This is a genomic window from Acinetobacter sp. 1424608 (assembly GCF_000588255.1).
Taxonomy (GTDB): Bacteria; Pseudomonadota; Gammaproteobacteria; order Pseudomonadales; family Moraxellaceae; genus Acinetobacter; species Acinetobacter nosocomialis.
Genome location: NZ_JFXL01000016.1, coordinates 58462 through 72644 on the forward strand (window position 1 = coordinate 58462; position 14183 = coordinate 72644).

At 38.2% G+C, this 14183-nt stretch carries 17 protein-coding genes; 12 read left to right on the forward strand and 5 right to left on the reverse strand.

The features are described from left to right. From J678_RS18215 to J678_RS18230, 4 genes are all read left to right on the forward strand, one after another. Positions 1-393, forward strand: a complete 393-nt coding sequence (locus J678_RS18215) for a SirB2 family protein (protein WP_002054236.1) — start codon at positions 1-3, stop codon at positions 391-393. 76 nt (positions 394-469) lie between these two features. Continuing rightward, complete coding sequence (locus J678_RS18220) at positions 470-1312, forward strand: ParA family protein (RefSeq protein WP_002054248.1); 843 nt, start codon at positions 470-472, stop codon at positions 1310-1312. A gap of 10 nt (positions 1313-1322) precedes the next feature. Beyond that, a complete protein-coding gene (locus J678_RS18225; protein ID WP_004711075.1) occupies positions 1323-1709 on the forward strand; it encodes a hypothetical protein in 387 nt (128 codons plus the stop codon). Between the two features lie 214 nt (positions 1710-1923). Next, positions 1924-2514, forward strand: a complete 591-nt coding sequence (locus J678_RS18230) for a LysE family translocator (protein ID WP_004883927.1) — start codon at positions 1924-1926, stop codon at positions 2512-2514. A gap of 8 nt (positions 2515-2522) precedes the next feature. Here the strand turns inward: J678_RS18230 and J678_RS18235 are convergent, their stop codons facing one another. Then, on the reverse strand, positions 2523-3164 hold the full coding sequence (locus J678_RS18235) for a DedA family protein (protein ID WP_031956084.1): 642 nt from the start codon (positions 3162-3164) through the stop codon (positions 2523-2525). A gap of 194 nt (positions 3165-3358) precedes the next feature. Between J678_RS18235 and J678_RS18240 the strand changes: the two genes are divergently transcribed. Then, positions 3359-3796, forward strand: a complete 438-nt coding sequence (locus J678_RS18240) for a DoxX family protein (RefSeq protein WP_004711072.1) — start codon at positions 3359-3361, stop codon at positions 3794-3796. Positions 3797-3854: 58 nt separating this feature from the next. On the opposite strand, the gene J678_RS18245 is transcribed toward J678_RS18240, so the two are convergent. Then, complete coding sequence (locus J678_RS18245; RefSeq protein ID WP_171057494.1) at positions 3855-5072, reverse strand: DUF445 domain-containing protein; 1218 nt, start codon at positions 5070-5072, stop codon at positions 3855-3857. A 386-nt stretch (positions 5073-5458) separates the two neighbouring features. Between J678_RS18245 and guaA the strand changes: the two genes are divergently transcribed. After that, on the forward strand, positions 5459-7027 hold the full coding sequence (gene guaA, locus J678_RS18250) for a glutamine-hydrolyzing GMP synthase (RefSeq protein WP_002054280.1): 1569 nt from the start codon (positions 5459-5461) through the stop codon (positions 7025-7027). Positions 7028-7082: 55 nt separating this feature from the next. On the opposite strand, the gene J678_RS0104490 is transcribed toward guaA, so the two are convergent. Then, positions 7083-7580 carry a GNAT family N-acetyltransferase gene (locus J678_RS0104490; RefSeq protein WP_031956082.1) on the reverse strand — a complete coding sequence of 166 codons (498 nt, stop codon included), beginning with the start codon at positions 7578-7580 and terminating at the stop codon, positions 7083-7085. 273 nt (positions 7581-7853) lie between these two features. Between J678_RS0104490 and J678_RS18255 the strand changes: the two genes are divergently transcribed. The 6 genes from J678_RS18255 to J678_RS18280 all read left to right on the forward strand — a co-directional run bounded on the left by J678_RS18255 (position 7854) and on the right by J678_RS18280 (position 11409). Then, positions 7854-8381 carry a PadR family transcriptional regulator gene (locus tag J678_RS18255; protein WP_001249775.1) on the forward strand — a complete coding sequence of 176 codons (528 nt, stop codon included), beginning with the start codon at positions 7854-7856 and terminating at the stop codon, positions 8379-8381. A gap of 13 nt (positions 8382-8394) precedes the next feature. Beyond that, positions 8395-8784, forward strand: coding sequence for a Fur family transcriptional regulator (locus tag J678_RS18260; RefSeq protein WP_031956081.1), 390 nt, complete (start codon positions 8395-8397; stop codon positions 8782-8784). A gap of 21 nt (positions 8785-8805) precedes the next feature. Next, on the forward strand, positions 8806-9111 hold the full coding sequence (locus tag J678_RS18265) for a DUF3861 domain-containing protein (RefSeq protein WP_002054242.1): 306 nt from the start codon (positions 8806-8808) through the stop codon (positions 9109-9111). Between the two features lie 164 nt (positions 9112-9275). Next, positions 9276-10223 (forward strand): pirin family protein, encoded by a 948-nt coding sequence (locus J678_RS18270; RefSeq protein ID WP_031956079.1) that lies wholly within the window; start codon positions 9276-9278, stop codon positions 10221-10223. After that, positions 10220-10627 carry an OsmC family protein gene (locus J678_RS18275; protein ID WP_002054254.1) on the forward strand — a complete coding sequence of 136 codons (408 nt, stop codon included), beginning with the start codon at positions 10220-10222 and terminating at the stop codon, positions 10625-10627. Before J678_RS18270 ends, J678_RS18275 begins: the two co-directional genes overlap by 4 nt. 113 nt (positions 10628-10740) lie before the next feature. Next, entirely contained in the window at positions 10741-11409 is a 669-nt protein-coding gene (locus tag J678_RS18280) for a glutathione S-transferase (protein WP_002054180.1), read from the forward strand. A 43-nt stretch (positions 11410-11452) separates the two neighbouring features. Here J678_RS18280 and J678_RS18285 read toward each other — a convergent pair whose 3' ends face one another. Both J678_RS18285 and argS read right to left on the reverse strand, forming a co-directional pair. Beyond that, the gene (locus J678_RS18285) at positions 11453-12076 is read right to left on the reverse strand and encodes an SPOR domain-containing protein (protein WP_004711056.1); all 624 of its coding nucleotides are present in this window, start codon (positions 12074-12076) and stop codon (positions 11453-11455) included. Between the two features lie 151 nt (positions 12077-12227). After that, positions 12228-14018: an arginine--tRNA ligase gene (argS, locus tag J678_RS18290; protein ID WP_031956077.1), complete on the reverse strand. Its 1791-nt coding sequence runs from the start codon at positions 14016-14018 to the stop codon at positions 12228-12230. Positions 14019-14183 lie beyond the last annotated feature (165 nt).

Below are 14183 nucleotides of genomic sequence, written 5' to 3' on the forward strand. Positions count from 1 at the left end.
ATGGACGCACATTTACTCACTAAAATTATTCATATGACTGCGGTAGCAGCCGCACTTATGGTTTTTGTATTACGCGCTTCTACACTGTTTATTGGTGTACAAGGTCAACAACCCAACCCAGCAGGGCGTAAAGCGTTAGTTGCTTTACAGCATCTATCTTTTACAGTCGTTTTTATTACTGGTGCAATTTTACTGGTAATGAAGAACTTTCAGGTCCAGCCGTGGTTTTACGCTAAAATTATCTTATTTTTAGTGCTCTTATCATCATTAATGAAAGCCTTTAAAAAGGATGACACTATTTTATTAGCCCAGCGCCGTGCGGGTTTGGTTATTAGTGCAATCGCATTTGTTGCCATTATTATTTTGGTCATCGTGAAACCGGTTTTTGCTTAATTGTTCTACATTCTTTGCCTTTTTGCTTAAGCTCTAGGTTAAACTGCATACAGTAAAAAAATATGTAGAGGGAAACATGTTAACTCGTGTGGTGTTTAACCAAAAAGGCGGTGTAGGGAAATCAAGTATTACTGTAAATTTGGCTGCAATTAGTGCCAAACATGGCTTAAGGACCTTGGTGATCGACCTTGATCCTCAAGCCAACTCTAGCCAATACCTTTTAGGTGAAGAGGCAACATACGCTGCTGATAAAGCAGTTTTAGAACCAAATATTGAAAACTTCTTTGAAGATGTGCTGGGGAATAATCAACAAAAAGGTCTAATTGGTAATGCTATAGGCTCAATTTTAAAAGCCCCTCGTAATAAAGATCTCGACAGTTTTGTACACTCAACATCTTTTGCAAAACTAGATGTGCTTCCGGCTAGCCCTACGCTCGGTGCTCTTGAACATGCACTTGAAAGCAAACATAAAATTTATAAATTACGTGATTCAATTCAAAGCTTAATTGGACGATATGACCGCATTTATATTGATACACCACCAGCTTTTAACTTTTTTACCTTGTCTGCTTTAATTGCTGCAGATAAAGTTCTGATTCCTTTCGACTGTGATGTATTTTCAAAACGTGCGTTACAAACATTGATTGAAAATGTTCTCGAAACACAAGATGATCATAATGACCGCTTGGAAATTGAGGGAATTGTGGTGAATCAGTTCCAGTCCCAAGCAAAACTACCGCGGGAAGTGGTTCAACAGTTAAAAGATGAAGGTTTACCTGTACTTAATAGCATGTTACCACCATCAATTTTAATGAAAGAATCACATCAGAAAAATTTACCTTTGGCTCACTTGGCGCCAGAACACAAATTGACTCAATCTTATGAGGCATTGTTCAGCGAAATTGAACCAAAACGATAAGAGAAAAATGATGAAAGGCTTATATCTTGTGCCTTTGGCAGCAGCCACTTTACTATTGGGCGCTTGTGCCACGACGGTAAAACCGACTTACGTGTCTCCGACACAGTATCAATCTTTGAGTTGCCAACAACTGCAAAGTGAATATAACCGTATTCAACAATATATCGACAATGGTGTACAGACTCCAAAAAGTACAGGTATGGGCGTTGGTGTTGGACTTGGTGGCGGCTGGGGACGAGGCGGTTGGGGATTCGGTCCATCCATCTCTGTCAACATGGGGCAATCTTCTTCAACCAAGAACACTGAACTTTCACGTGTAATGGGGCAACAAGAGGCAATTGTTCAGGCTGCTCAGTTTAAGAATTGTCCAATTATTGTTCGTAAAAAGGCGAAATAATAGTCAATTTTGAATCACAATATGCTAATCAAAGCATATTGTGATGAATAAAGTTTAGCAAAATGTTTCATAATAAAATCAATATAAATCAAAAGCTTTTTAAAAATATAACTTTAAAGGGGCTGTATTTTTTCTAGTCAATATACTCATTAAACTTGCTATATTTTGCCTATTTCGTTTAAGGTTGCCGCATCTTTATCAATGTGGAAACTTTATGATTGAAAGCTGGTTTTTTGTATTAGCAATGTTGGCTGTTTTGCTTATCCCTGGTCCGACAAATGCATTACTTGCAACCGCAGCTCACTCACAAGGTTTATCTAAAACATTCTGGCTTATTCCAATGCAATGGTTAGGCTATGCTTATGGCATCAGTTTTTGGGCCGTGTTTATTCATTTAGCAGCTCCAGTTTGGCCGGCGCTGCTACTCATTTTGCATATTACGAGTGTGCTATATGTATTCTGGATGGCATTCCGTTTATGGAAAACCACACATTTACAACAGTTTAGCCAGAACCATCGCAATATTCGCCCACGTCAACTATTCTTCTCAACTTTAAAGAATCCTAAGTCCTTACTGTTTGCAGCTGGTATTTTCCCAGCTGAAACATGGAATTCGCCCGAAAATTTTCTTATGGTCTTTGCTGCTTTTACTTTGACCCTTATTCCTGCTGCGAGTTTCTGGATGATTTTTGGACGTGCTTTATTAACGGGTTCAATGCAAAAAATAAAAGCCGATCATTTATATAAAGGATCGGCCATGTTACTTATTTTGTGTATGCTTCCGGTGGTATTTCGTTTCTTCTAAAGGAACCCTTAAACGTTAGCTTTACGGTTCTTTAATTTTTCGCGGATAAATCCAATAATACCTGGTAAAACACTAATAATAATGATGCCGAAAATAAGATGGGTAAAGTTATCTTTCACAACTGGCATATTTCCAAATAAAAACCCTAACGTTACAAAAGAAGCCACCCAACAGAATGCTCCAATTAGGTTGTATGTCAGGAAAAACTTATAATTCATACTACCAGCACCGGCAACAAAAGGGGCGAAGGTGCGGGCAAATGGAATAAAACGAGCAAAAATAATTGTTTTGCCACCATGACGGGCAAAGAATTCTTGAGTTTTGGTTAAATGCTGTTTGTTAATGAGTTGGGAATTCATTTCAAACACACGTGGACCGATAAAACGACCAATATGATAGTTCACAGTGTCGCCTAAAACTGCTGCAATAAAAAGTAGAGCACCCAGTAACCATGGATCCATCTTACCCGTAGATGCCGCTAAAGCACCTGCTGCAAACAATAAACTATCTCCCGGTAAGAACGGCATGACCACTAGACCGGTTTCGACAAAAATAATTAAAAATAAAATGCCATAAATCCAGACTCCGTAATTTGTAATAAATTCGGCGAGATGCTGGTCAACGTGTAGAATAAAATCAAGAAGTTCCATGAGATGACTAAGTGGTAAACCGTGCTCAAATCGTAGCAGTGAGCATATCGAAAGTCAGTATAAAACATCAAAAATATACAAATTGATCATCCTATTTGTGCAACGATATATATGGATTTTGAGTATTTAATTATCAATGTCCCAAACCTAGAATGAGTTCATCAACAAATAAGCATTTAAATAAAGGTGGCTGTATGTTTAATCCAAATGTGGTGGTCAAAAATATCGTAACGCAACCAGGTGCGGATAGTTTCATTAGCCTTGTTGCTCGTCTTCTTATCGCTTACATCTTTCTTGTTGCTGGTTGGGGGAAAATTACCGGTTATGCAGCAACTGTAGGTTATATGGAAGCTATGGGTGTTCCAGGTGGAATTCTACCATTAGTCATTTTGGTTGAGTTCGGTGGTGGTTTAGCTTTGTTATTTGGTTTCCAAGCGCGTTTTGCAGCTTTTGGTCTAGGAATCTTTAGTATCTTGACTGCATTCTTGTTTCACCAAGGTGGTGCTGATGCAGCAGCGCAATATAATAATGGCATCCATTTTATGAAAAACTTTGCAATGGCAGGTGGTTTGTTTTTCTTGATGCTTCATGGTGCTGGACGTATTAGCTTAGACCATGCAATTGAAAAATAATATTCAAGACAAAATAAAACCGGATGAGCAATTCATCCGGTTTTTTTATATTTAAAAATTAGAGCATAAACTGGATTTGTAATTCTCCAACAACAAAACCAAGTACGGCGCCTACTGCAATGAGTGCCCACTCATCTTCTTTGAACGCGGGACGCAACATCCCTTCAAATTCGGATGGTGTTAATTTTTGCATACGTTCAATTAAAGTGCTGCGAATATTCATTGCATCTTCCGCATACGACTCAACATATTTCATCGTTTCTGGTAGCTGTTGCATAATACGTTCAGCAACCTGTGTTTTCATATTTTGGTATTTTTCGCCGCCAATTGCATAAACAACAAGTGGGCGAATCACACCTGCCTGCATATCAATTTCCTGTTTAACATGGCGGTTAACTAACTCAATTACACGCGCAGAGTGAGTACCTGAAAACAACTCTTCCATCATATGACGTGAAGTTAAAAGCTGTTTGGAAATTAAGGCTGCGTAGTCAGCTGCTACTTCATTTTGTCGTTTAATAAATAGACCTTGCCATGTATAGCCCAATATCTTTTTCGGATAGAGCGGTCTAAACATCATTTGTAGGGCAATCCAGTCACTAAAGAACCCTACAAATCCGCCAAACATCGGCAGCATCCAAGGGTATTTGCCTTGTGTGATAATCCAGCACAACATTTGGATTACACCAATTCCAAAACCGAATACAAAACCAACGTTACTGAAGAATTTAAATTCTTGTTTGCCTACACGCTTAAAAATATTGTTGAGTAGACGTTTATCTTTAAGCAAGTTGCTAATCACCAAATGCTTAATATCAAAATATCGATTTACGTCACGTTGCACTTCACTCATGATGTGCTCGACAATTTCCGGTGCTTTTGATTGCACTCTACGGATCAGTCTTTGGCGGGCAAACTCAGGCATACCTTCCCATAAACCGGGTTGATACTCTTGCGCGACTTCACGCGTAATATCTTCTGCTGCTGCCATTAATGGTTTTTCAATTTCTTTGGCAATACGCTTTGGGTCAAGGCGAGCAAAAATTTCTTCGGGTTTAATCAGCTTGGCTGTCATGAGTTCAACAGCAATGGTTGCCATTTTTTCAGCTTTACGAGGCACGATACCTTGCCAGCCAAAAAACGGTTTAATACCTTTAAATTCAAGTGGTGAGAACATCATTTGAATGGCAATCACTTTAGTGACATAGCCAATTAAACCACTCATGAAAGGAATAGAGACATACAACCAAAAATGTTGCTGGAAATCTGCAATCATAGTTTGAAGCATTGTTGTTCCTTAGATTTCTATTGATTTTGATATGGGGCAACAAGCCATAAAAAACGGATAACTGTTCAAGGACAGACAAATATCGCTAATGGTATTTACCTTTCCATGGTAATGCCTGTTTTATCGGGTCATCTTAACATCAAATTCACGACGATGTTGCATAGAATGTGATGAATTTATCAATGTGTATGAAGTTTTTAAGGGGTATACAGTATATTGATAAATATCAATAAATTTTAATTTATATTGATCAATCCCAATATAGAAATGATTCTGATATGAAAAAAATAAGATATATGATGATTTGCGGTGCGCCGAAGCGTGAAAAATGTTAAAATGGCGCGCTTAATTCTTTTGCCATTTAGTGGTTTGTCATGACTACCAATACTCAAATTACTGAAGATCGTATCCTGATCCTGGATTTCGGCTCTCAATATAGTCAGCTCATTGCACGTCGTGTACGTGAAGCTGGTGTTTACTCTGAAATGTATGCCTTTGATATGTCTGAAGAAGACATCCGTGCTTTTAAGCCAAACGGTATCATTTTATCAGGTGGACCTGAGAGTGTGCATGAAGAGGGCAGCCCACGAGCACCGCAAGTGGTGTTTGAATTAGGCGTTCCAGTATTGGGTATTTGCTATGGTTTACAAACCATGTCTGAACAGTTAGGCGGTAAAGTTGAGCCGGGTACTGTACATGAGTTTGGTTATGCCGAAGTTGATATCGTTAAACGTGACCAACTTATTGGCAACTTACAAGACCGCGAAAACCAGTTACACGTTTGGATGAGCCACGGCGACAAAGTGAGCAAAATTCCAGAAGGCTTTACAATTACTGCAAGCACACCAAGCTGTCCAGTTGCTGCTGTAAGTGATGAAGCACGTCGTTTCTATGGCGTGCAATTCCACCCAGAAGTAACGCACACGGCAAAAGGTGAAGAGTTACTTGCAAACTTCGTTCATAAAATTTGTGGATGTGGTGGCCTTTGGACACCTGAACACATTATCGATTTACGTGTAGAACAATTACGTGAACAAATCGGTAATGAAAAGGTTCTTTTGGGGCTTTCTGGTGGTGTTGACTCATCTGTTGTTGCTGCACTTTTGCACAAAGCAATTGGCGATCAGTTAACATGTGTATTTGTTGATAACGGTTTACTTCGTTTAAACGAAGGTGACCAAGTGATGCAAATGTTTGCCGAAAACATGGGTATCCGAGTAATTCGTGCAGATGCTGAACAACGTTTCTTAAATGCATTGGCTGGTGAAGTTGATCCAGAGAAAAAACGTAAGATCATTGGCCGTGAATTTATCGAAGTATTTGCTGAAGAAGCACGTAAACTTGATGGCGTGAAATTCTTGGCGCAAGGTACGATTTACCCAGACGTAATTGAATCTGCTGCAAGCAAACAAGGTAAAGCACACGTTATTAAATCTCACCACAATGTGGGTGGTTTACCAGACGATTTAGCATTTGAATTGGTTGAACCTTTACGTGACTTGTTTAAAGATGAAGTACGTAAATTAGGTACTACACTTGGTTTACCGCATAGCATGATCTACCGTCATCCATTCCCAGGCCCTGGTTTAGGCGTTCGTATTTTGGGTGAAGTGAAAAAAGAATATGCAGATATTCTTCGTCTTGCTGATGACATCTTCATGCAAGAGCTTCGTGACAGTGGTTGGTATGATAAAACTGCTCAAGCGTTTGCTGTGTTCCAACCTGTTAAGTCAGTTGGTGTAGTAGGTGATGGCCGTCGTTATGCTTGGGTAATTGCGCTTCGTGCAGTTGAAACAGTTGACTTTATGACAGCTCGTTTTGCACATTTACCATACGAATTGGTTGATAAAATCTCAACGCGTATTATGAATGAAATTAAAGATGTATCACGTGTGGTATACGACGTGTCATCTAAACCACCAGCAACGATTGAGTGGGAATAATCAAATGAAAAGGCAGGATTTAATCCTGCCTTTTTTATGTCTATTGATAAAAGCATTATTTATGTTTATCGATATACTGGTGACTAGTAATAAAAAAAATACTTTGATTTGAACCAAAACATTCTACTGATTTCTCAAAAACCATTCCAACACGTTCTAGTAATTTGATTGATGCTTTGTTCTGTGTTTGAGTCTCAGCTATTACTTTCTTAAGATTTAACTCATTAAATGAATAATTTAAAACAAATTCAAGTGCTTGAGTTGCATATCCATATCCCATATATTCCGGCAGCAATTCATATGATACTTCGATATCTGAACCGTCATGATGAGTATCCAGAGATATAATTCCTAAAAAATTATGATCAGTAGAAGATCGAATTGCCCAAATAGGTAATTTACTTGGAGTATTAATATCAGCATGTGCTCGCGTTTGAGCTAGAGATACTTCCAATGGGCCACCTAAATACTTTCTAGTCGTATCATTTGTATAAAGTCTAACTAAATTAGACGCATCTGCTAATGTTAAATCGCTTACATAACACAAGTGCATATTATTTATGATTAAAGAGAAAAATTAACATATTACATTTTATAAGAAATTCATCATAAATATTCTTTTCTTTCGTCAGCTTAAATTTCTTCTCAGGAAACTACCTAGTAAAGTGCTTAAGCACTCTTTTTTATTGCTTAACTTTTAAAGATAAAAATTAATCTTAATAACTATCAATACAATAGGTCGTATAATATTACTTATACTTGATAAAAGATATATTAAGATATATCTTAATAATTATAAATTAAGCATATTAGAGAACCTTCAAAGATGAGACAACAATCAGAACATCATCATGCTGAACATAATGACCATCATCACGGCCATCACCGTTCAGGACGCCGTGGAAGACTTTTTGAAGCTGGACGAATTAAACTTTTAGTCCTTCATCTTATTCAGCAAAGTCCTAAGCATGGCTATGAAATTATTAAAGAAATCAGTGATTTGGTAGGCGATGGCTATACCCCAAGTGCAGGAACAATTTATCCGACTTTAACCAGTCTGGAAGAAATGAACCTAATTAACTTGTTAGATATAGAGCGTAAGCAATATCAAATTACGGAGTTTGGTGAGGCTTATTTAACTGAACAAAAAGATAAGTTAAATGCACTGTTAGAAAAATTACGCTTAAGACGTGAAATTCACAGTAATGATCAATTAATTGAAATTCACCGTGCCATGGAAAATTTGAAAACAGCCTTACGTTTGAAATTGAATACTACTGACTTGAAGCAAGAGCAGATCTATCAAATTGCCGAAAAAATTGATCAGGCTGCGGTTGCAATCGGGCGTCTATAAGTTGAGATAAGCCATGCTAGAGCTACAGCAAAAAATCAAAGAAGCGGGCCTAAAAGTCACTCATCCAAGACTTGTTGTTTTATCTTTAATTCAGGAGCAAGCGGAAGATTTAACGGTTAAACAGATTTATCAAAAGCTCTATATCCAAAAACAGAAGTTGAGCTTGGCAACAGTTTATCGGGTGGTCGGTGATTTGGAAGGAGCAGGCCTAATCTCAAATACTCAATTTCAGCGTGGTGAAGCGAAATTTAATTTATCAGAGTTAGCCAATAATCAACTTCTACAAATTTATTGTGCAGAGTTGACACAAGCGAAACAAGAACAATTTCTAGCGAGTTTGCAATCTGTATTTACTCAATTTCAAGTTGACTTGAAGCAGATTGAAATTATCCAAAACCATTAATTTTTAATAGAGAATTTATATATGAAACAGCATCAATATCACGTTACTGTACAACATTTAAAAGATGCCAAAGGCGAAGTTTCTAACTATACGGAAAGGCTCGAGTTCTATACTGGTAATCATGATGACATTTTTGAGATTGTTGAAAAGTTAAAGAACGCAGAATTTTTCGATGATCAAACTACGAAATCTTTTGGAGTTGGTCTAAAACTTTTTAGTGAAGTCATGTTGGAAAATCGGGACCATCCACTGTTTCAAGAGTTCTTTCCCCAGTTCGGGCAATTTATGAAAAATCTAAAACAGCTCGTTAAAACTCAATCATCTTAAGCTGCTTAAAGCAGCTTTAATTATTTTCTATTTTATAATTAAAAATCGATTGTCTCATTCATAAGACCCTGTGTATTACTAAAAGACTATATTGAATAATAAGTGTATTGTTAAGATCATTATAACAACTCATTGCAAAAGCATAGGTAAAAGAGAGTAATATCATGAGCAATAATAACGATTACGATATTTCTGATTCAAAGGATTGCGAGAAATTTGCCAATCAATTCATTCAGGAATTTCCAATTCGCTCTGCTGAAATTGGACAGGGGACGGTGATTAAGCGGGCTTTACCTAGTCGACAAAAGCGAATGATTGGGGCGTGGTGTTTTCTGGATCATGCAGGCCCGGTAACATTTCCTGCAGGTAATGGTTTAGATGTGGGGCCGCACCCGCATATTGGTTTGCAAACCTTCACATGGATGATTGAAGGCACCATGATGCATACCGATAGCTTAGGTTCAAAACAATTAATTCGTCCTAAACAAGTTAATTTAATGACAGCGGGTCATGGTATCTCTCATACAGAAGTTGCACCTGATACTGAAACCCAAATGCATGCTGCGCAGCTCTGGATTGCTTTACCTGATCATAAGCGCAATATGGATCCGAAATTTGAACATTATCCTGAGTTGCCTGTTGTTGAAAAAGATGGTCTAGAATTTACTGTACTTGTGGGTGAATATTTAGAGACGACTTCTCCAGTCGTGGTGCATACACCATTAATAGGTGTTGATTTAATTGCTACCCGTGATACTAAAACACGTATTCCATTAAATCCTGAGTTTGAATATGGTTTTATGGCATTAGATGGGGTTGCTCATGTGAATGGCCATGAACTTACTGCTGACAATATGGTGGTATTAGACACGGGGTTGAGTGAAATTGAGATTGAAGTAAAGAAAGGGAACCGTGTGTTATTAATTGGTGGTGAACCTTTTGAAACTCCAATCTTATTATGGTGGAACTTTGTAGCACGTACTATGGATGATTTAAAAGAAGCGCGTGAGCAGTGGATTAATCATGATGTACGTTTTGGCGAAATTCCCGATTATGTTGGCGCACGTTTAGAAGCCCCAGTTCTTCCAGATCAAATGAGAGCATCAAAATGACAGCAGTAATCGCGAGCAGTAAAGCAAAGCCACTTGCTGAACAGTGGAAGGGTGAGATTACCAGTGGCCGCCATCAATACTTTTGTGATGAGCCAGAAAAGTTAGAAGGTCATGATCAAGGTCCAGCACCTTATGATTTGCTGACTGGAAGTCTGGCAGCTTGTACACTCATTACTTTAAGAATGTATGCAAAGCATAAAGATTATGACTTTGGTGAGTTTTCGGTTGAAATTGATTTTCATACCAATCGTGAGCATGAAGAACATATCGAGCGTCGTATTGTTTTTAAAGAGTTGCCGAACGAAGAGCTTCAACAAAAAATCTTAACGGTATGTAGTAAAACGCCAGTAACTAAAACTTTGTTACGTAGTTTAGACATTCATACTGTGCTTGTTGCAGCATAAAAATGCTATTTTGTTGCGGTGGATGATTTTATATCCATCCCACAAATGGAATAAAACAGCATGTTCACATGCTGTTTTTTATGTAAAAAAGAAAAATAAAAGTAGGCAGTATCATGATTAGTGTACACCACCTGGAATGTTCGCGATCGTTTCGGATTTTATGGGCTTTAGAAGAGTTAGGCTTAGATTATGATATTCATTATTATCAACGTCTTCCCAACTATTCAGCACCAGAAACTTTGAAATGTATCCACCCGCTCGGCAAAGCGCCAATTTTGACAGACGATGAGCAAGTTATTGCAGAATCAGCTGTTATTTTAGAGTATTTGCAGCAACGTTATGATCAAAATCAGCAGTTTAAACCTAAGCAAGCTCAGGATTTGCAGCAGTATATTTACTGGATGCACTATGCCGAAGGGTCACTTATGCCCTTATTGGTCATGACTCTAGTGATGAATAACGTGAATAAACATGTACCTTGGTTAATTCAACCTGTAGCAAAGAAAATTACAGAAGGGGTTAAAGCAAATTTTGTTCGTCCACGTATGAAAGATCATATTAGTTTTTTAGAAAACTACTTGTCTGAGCATGAGTATTTTGCAGGGGATTTTTCATTTGCCGATATTCAAATGAGCTTTCCATTAGAGGCTCTACAGTCCCGTCTTCAAGGCAAATATCCGCATATTCAGGCATTTTTGCATCGGATTCAGCAAAGACCAGCATTTCAAAAAGCAAGACAGAAAGGTTTGGGGTCAAACGAAAGAAATTGTGCTGATATATAAAAGAAAAGGAACAAATACTTGTTCCTTTTTTATTACTTAATCTTTATTTGCGTTTAATTACGATAGAGTCAATGCCGCTATGCTGTAAGGTTTGCTGAGCAGCAAGAGCAGCTTCTTGGGTATCGTATGGACCAGAAATAACACGGTACCAAGTCTTTCCATTTTCAGAGCTTTTAATTACATCAGCTGATAAGCCATTTAAAATGATCTCTGCACGTCGAGCATCTGCTTGATCTGGGTCAGCATAGCTACGAACTTGTAAAATATAATTTGGTTGTTGAGGTGCAGCAGCTGTAGAGTCAGTATTGTCATCAGTATTAGCAACAGATTCTGATGCAGCAGGTTGAGCAGTACTAGGTGCCTCAACAATCATAGCAGTACCTTGGTTTTTACTTTCTGGAATAGCCTGTTCTGGAATAGGGGTAACTTGCTGTTGAGGTAATAAATCGTAAAAACGGTAATCTTTATTGGTTTCTTCTTCTTTGTAGTGGTCAGAAGTAATCTGGTTTTTTGAAGAAACAGGTTGCCACGGTTTCCAAAGCATGAGCACTACTGCGATACATAAGACCGCTAAAATAGCGACAAGTGTCCCTAACCATTTAGGAATTAAAGGCTTTTTAGGCTTATTAGGTCTTTCAGATACACCGCGTTGCGTTTTGCCAAACACGTGGATTATTCCTCTGTCTTTTGATTGTTTTATTTCGAGTTTAGTTCTCGTTTACTTTAAAACATCGCTTTGTATAGGTGAAGTCCTTACAAAGCGTTATTTCTTGCAACACGAAGGGGTATATGACTTTGCCAAATACCCCAACATGAACTTACATGGCTTCAGGTGCAGAAACACCGAGTAATTCTAAGCCATTGCGCAGTACTTGTTGTACGTTGATTGAAAGTAATAAGCGTGCTTGTGTAAGTTCAGCATCATCACTTAGAACTTTATGCTCATTGTACCAACCGTGGAATAGCGCAGCTAATTCTTTTAAGTAGTTACCTACTTGGTGTGGTTCATACGCATTAGCAGCACGTAATACAACGTCTGGATATGCAGCCAGTTTAGCAAGAATTTCAATTTCTGCATCAAGTGACAAGCGCGCAGCATGTGAACGAGCTGCACTTACTTTAAATTGTAAGCCAGTGCTTGCTGCTTTTTCTAACATACGGCAAATACGTGCATGAGCATATTGAATATAATACACCGCATTATCTTTACTTTGTGACACAGCAAGGTCAAGGTCAAAGTCAATGTGTTGTTCGCTCTTACGCATTACATAATAAAAACGGGCAGCATCGTTACCAACTTCTTTGCGTAAGTCGCGTAAAGTCACGAACTGACCCGAACGAGATGACATTTGAACCATCTCACCACCGCGCCATAAACTTACGAACTGAACTAAAAGAACAGTTAATTTTTTCGAGTCATAACCCATTGCATCAATCGCAGCTTTTACGCGAGAGATATAACCGTGGTGGTCAGAACCCCAAATATCAACAAGGTCAGTATAACCACGTTGTAGTTTATTTAAGTGATATGCAATGTCAGATGCAAAGTAAGTCGTTTGACCATTACGACGTTTAACAACACGGTCTTTTTCATCGCCAAATTCAGTCGATTTAAACCAGATGTTGCCATCTTTTTCATACAAGAAGCCACGTTGATCAAGTGTTTCCAACGCTTCGTTAATTTTTGCGCTAAGAGACGCTTCGCTAAACCATTGGTTAAAGGTTACGCCGAAGTCAGCAAGGTCATCTTTAATATCATCTAAAATGGCATGAAGAGCTGCTTGATGGAAAACACGGTAGCCTTCACCTAATAACTGCTGTGAGTTGGCAATAAGGCCATCAATATGCTTTTCTTTATCACCAGATAACACGACTTTGTTGCCTTCACTATCTAGCTCTTCAGCATATTGCACATCTTCTGGTACATCTTTATAGACGTCTGCTACATCACGAACATATGCATTGTTATCTTTGTCGATAATGCTTTGGGCGATCTCTTTAACGTAGTCGCCTTGATAAGCATTTTTTGGGAATACAAGATTTTGACCCAATAATTCTAAATAACGTAAATAGGTAGAAGTCGCCAAAATATCCATTTGACGGCCAGCATCATTTACATAATATTCGCGATCAACTTTAGCACCTGTTGCTTCAAGTAAGTTTGCAACAGTCATACCATAAGCAGCACCGCGACCGTGACCTACGTGTAGGCTAGATGTCGGGTTTGCAGAAACAAATTCAACCTGAATCTTTTTAGCCGCATTTGATTGACTACGACCAAAGCTTTCTTTTTGAGCTTGAATTTGATCAAGAATCGCAAAACGTTGGTCTGCATTTAAAAAGAAATTGATAAAACCAGGACCTGCGATTTCAGCTTTGCTGATGTCTGCAACTTCTGGTAATGCTGCTAGAATTTTCTCAGCTAAATCGCGTGGTTTCATACCAGCAGCTTTAGAGCCAATCATGGCAATATTAGAAGCAAAGTCGCCATGGCTTCGGTCTTTGGTGCGCGTTAAATTGCTTGAATTATTCCAATCCGAAGGAAGCACACCTTCTTGCTGAAGGGTTTGCACTGCATGGTCGAGAGCTGCTTGTATTGCCGTATTCATATCAATCGAAAATAGATGTCGCAGAAAAACGTCAAATATAGCAAATTTCCTATGAGTTAGGGGAGTGCATTTAACGCTTTCATTTAATTTCTTTCTTGAAGTTCCGTATAACTATTTTTTTTGTAAATATTAAAAAATGAATGTGATTCAATTCTGAAAATACGT

What these genes read in the sequence shown, in the direction of transcription:
- J678_RS18215 (WP_002054236.1), top strand. Translation starts at nt 1, where the DNA reads ATGGACGCACATTTACTCACTAAAATTATTCATATGACTGCGGTAGCA.
- J678_RS18220 (WP_002054248.1), top strand. Translation starts at nt 470, where the DNA reads ATGTTAACTCGTGTGGTGTTTAACCAAAAAGGCGGTGTAGGGAAATCA.
- J678_RS18225 (WP_004711075.1), top strand. Translation starts at nt 1,323, where the DNA reads ATGAAAGGCTTATATCTTGTGCCTTTGGCAGCAGCCACTTTACTATTG.
- J678_RS18230 (WP_004883927.1), top strand. Translation starts at nt 1,924, where the DNA reads ATGATTGAAAGCTGGTTTTTTGTATTAGCAATGTTGGCTGTTTTGCTT.
- J678_RS18235 (WP_031956084.1), bottom strand. Translation starts at nt 3,164, where the DNA reads ATGGAACTTCTTGATTTTATTCTACACGTTGACCAGCATCTCGCCGAA.
- J678_RS18240 (WP_004711072.1), top strand. Translation starts at nt 3,359, where the DNA reads ATGTTTAATCCAAATGTGGTGGTCAAAAATATCGTAACGCAACCAGGT.
- J678_RS18245 (WP_171057494.1), bottom strand. Translation starts at nt 5,072, where the DNA reads ATGATTGCAGATTTCCAGCAACATTTTTGGTTGTATGTCTCTATTCCT.
- guaA (WP_002054280.1), top strand. Translation starts at nt 5,459, where the DNA reads ATGACTACCAATACTCAAATTACTGAAGATCGTATCCTGATCCTGGAT.
- J678_RS0104490 (WP_031956082.1), bottom strand. Translation starts at nt 7,580, where the DNA reads ATGCACTTGTGTTATGTAAGCGATTTAACATTAGCAGATGCGTCTAAT.
- J678_RS18255 (WP_001249775.1), top strand. Translation starts at nt 7,854, where the DNA reads ATGAGACAACAATCAGAACATCATCATGCTGAACATAATGACCATCAT.
- J678_RS18260 (WP_031956081.1), top strand. Translation starts at nt 8,395, where the DNA reads ATGCTAGAGCTACAGCAAAAAATCAAAGAAGCGGGCCTAAAAGTCACT.
- J678_RS18265 (WP_002054242.1), top strand. Translation starts at nt 8,806, where the DNA reads ATGAAACAGCATCAATATCACGTTACTGTACAACATTTAAAAGATGCC.
- J678_RS18270 (WP_031956079.1), top strand. Translation starts at nt 9,276, where the DNA reads ATGAGCAATAATAACGATTACGATATTTCTGATTCAAAGGATTGCGAG.
- J678_RS18275 (WP_002054254.1), top strand. Translation starts at nt 10,220, where the DNA reads ATGACAGCAGTAATCGCGAGCAGTAAAGCAAAGCCACTTGCTGAACAG.
- J678_RS18280 (WP_002054180.1), top strand. Translation starts at nt 10,741, where the DNA reads ATGATTAGTGTACACCACCTGGAATGTTCGCGATCGTTTCGGATTTTA.
- argS (WP_031956077.1), bottom strand. Translation starts at nt 14,018, where the DNA reads ATGAATACGGCAATACAAGCAGCTCTCGACCATGCAGTGCAAACCCTT.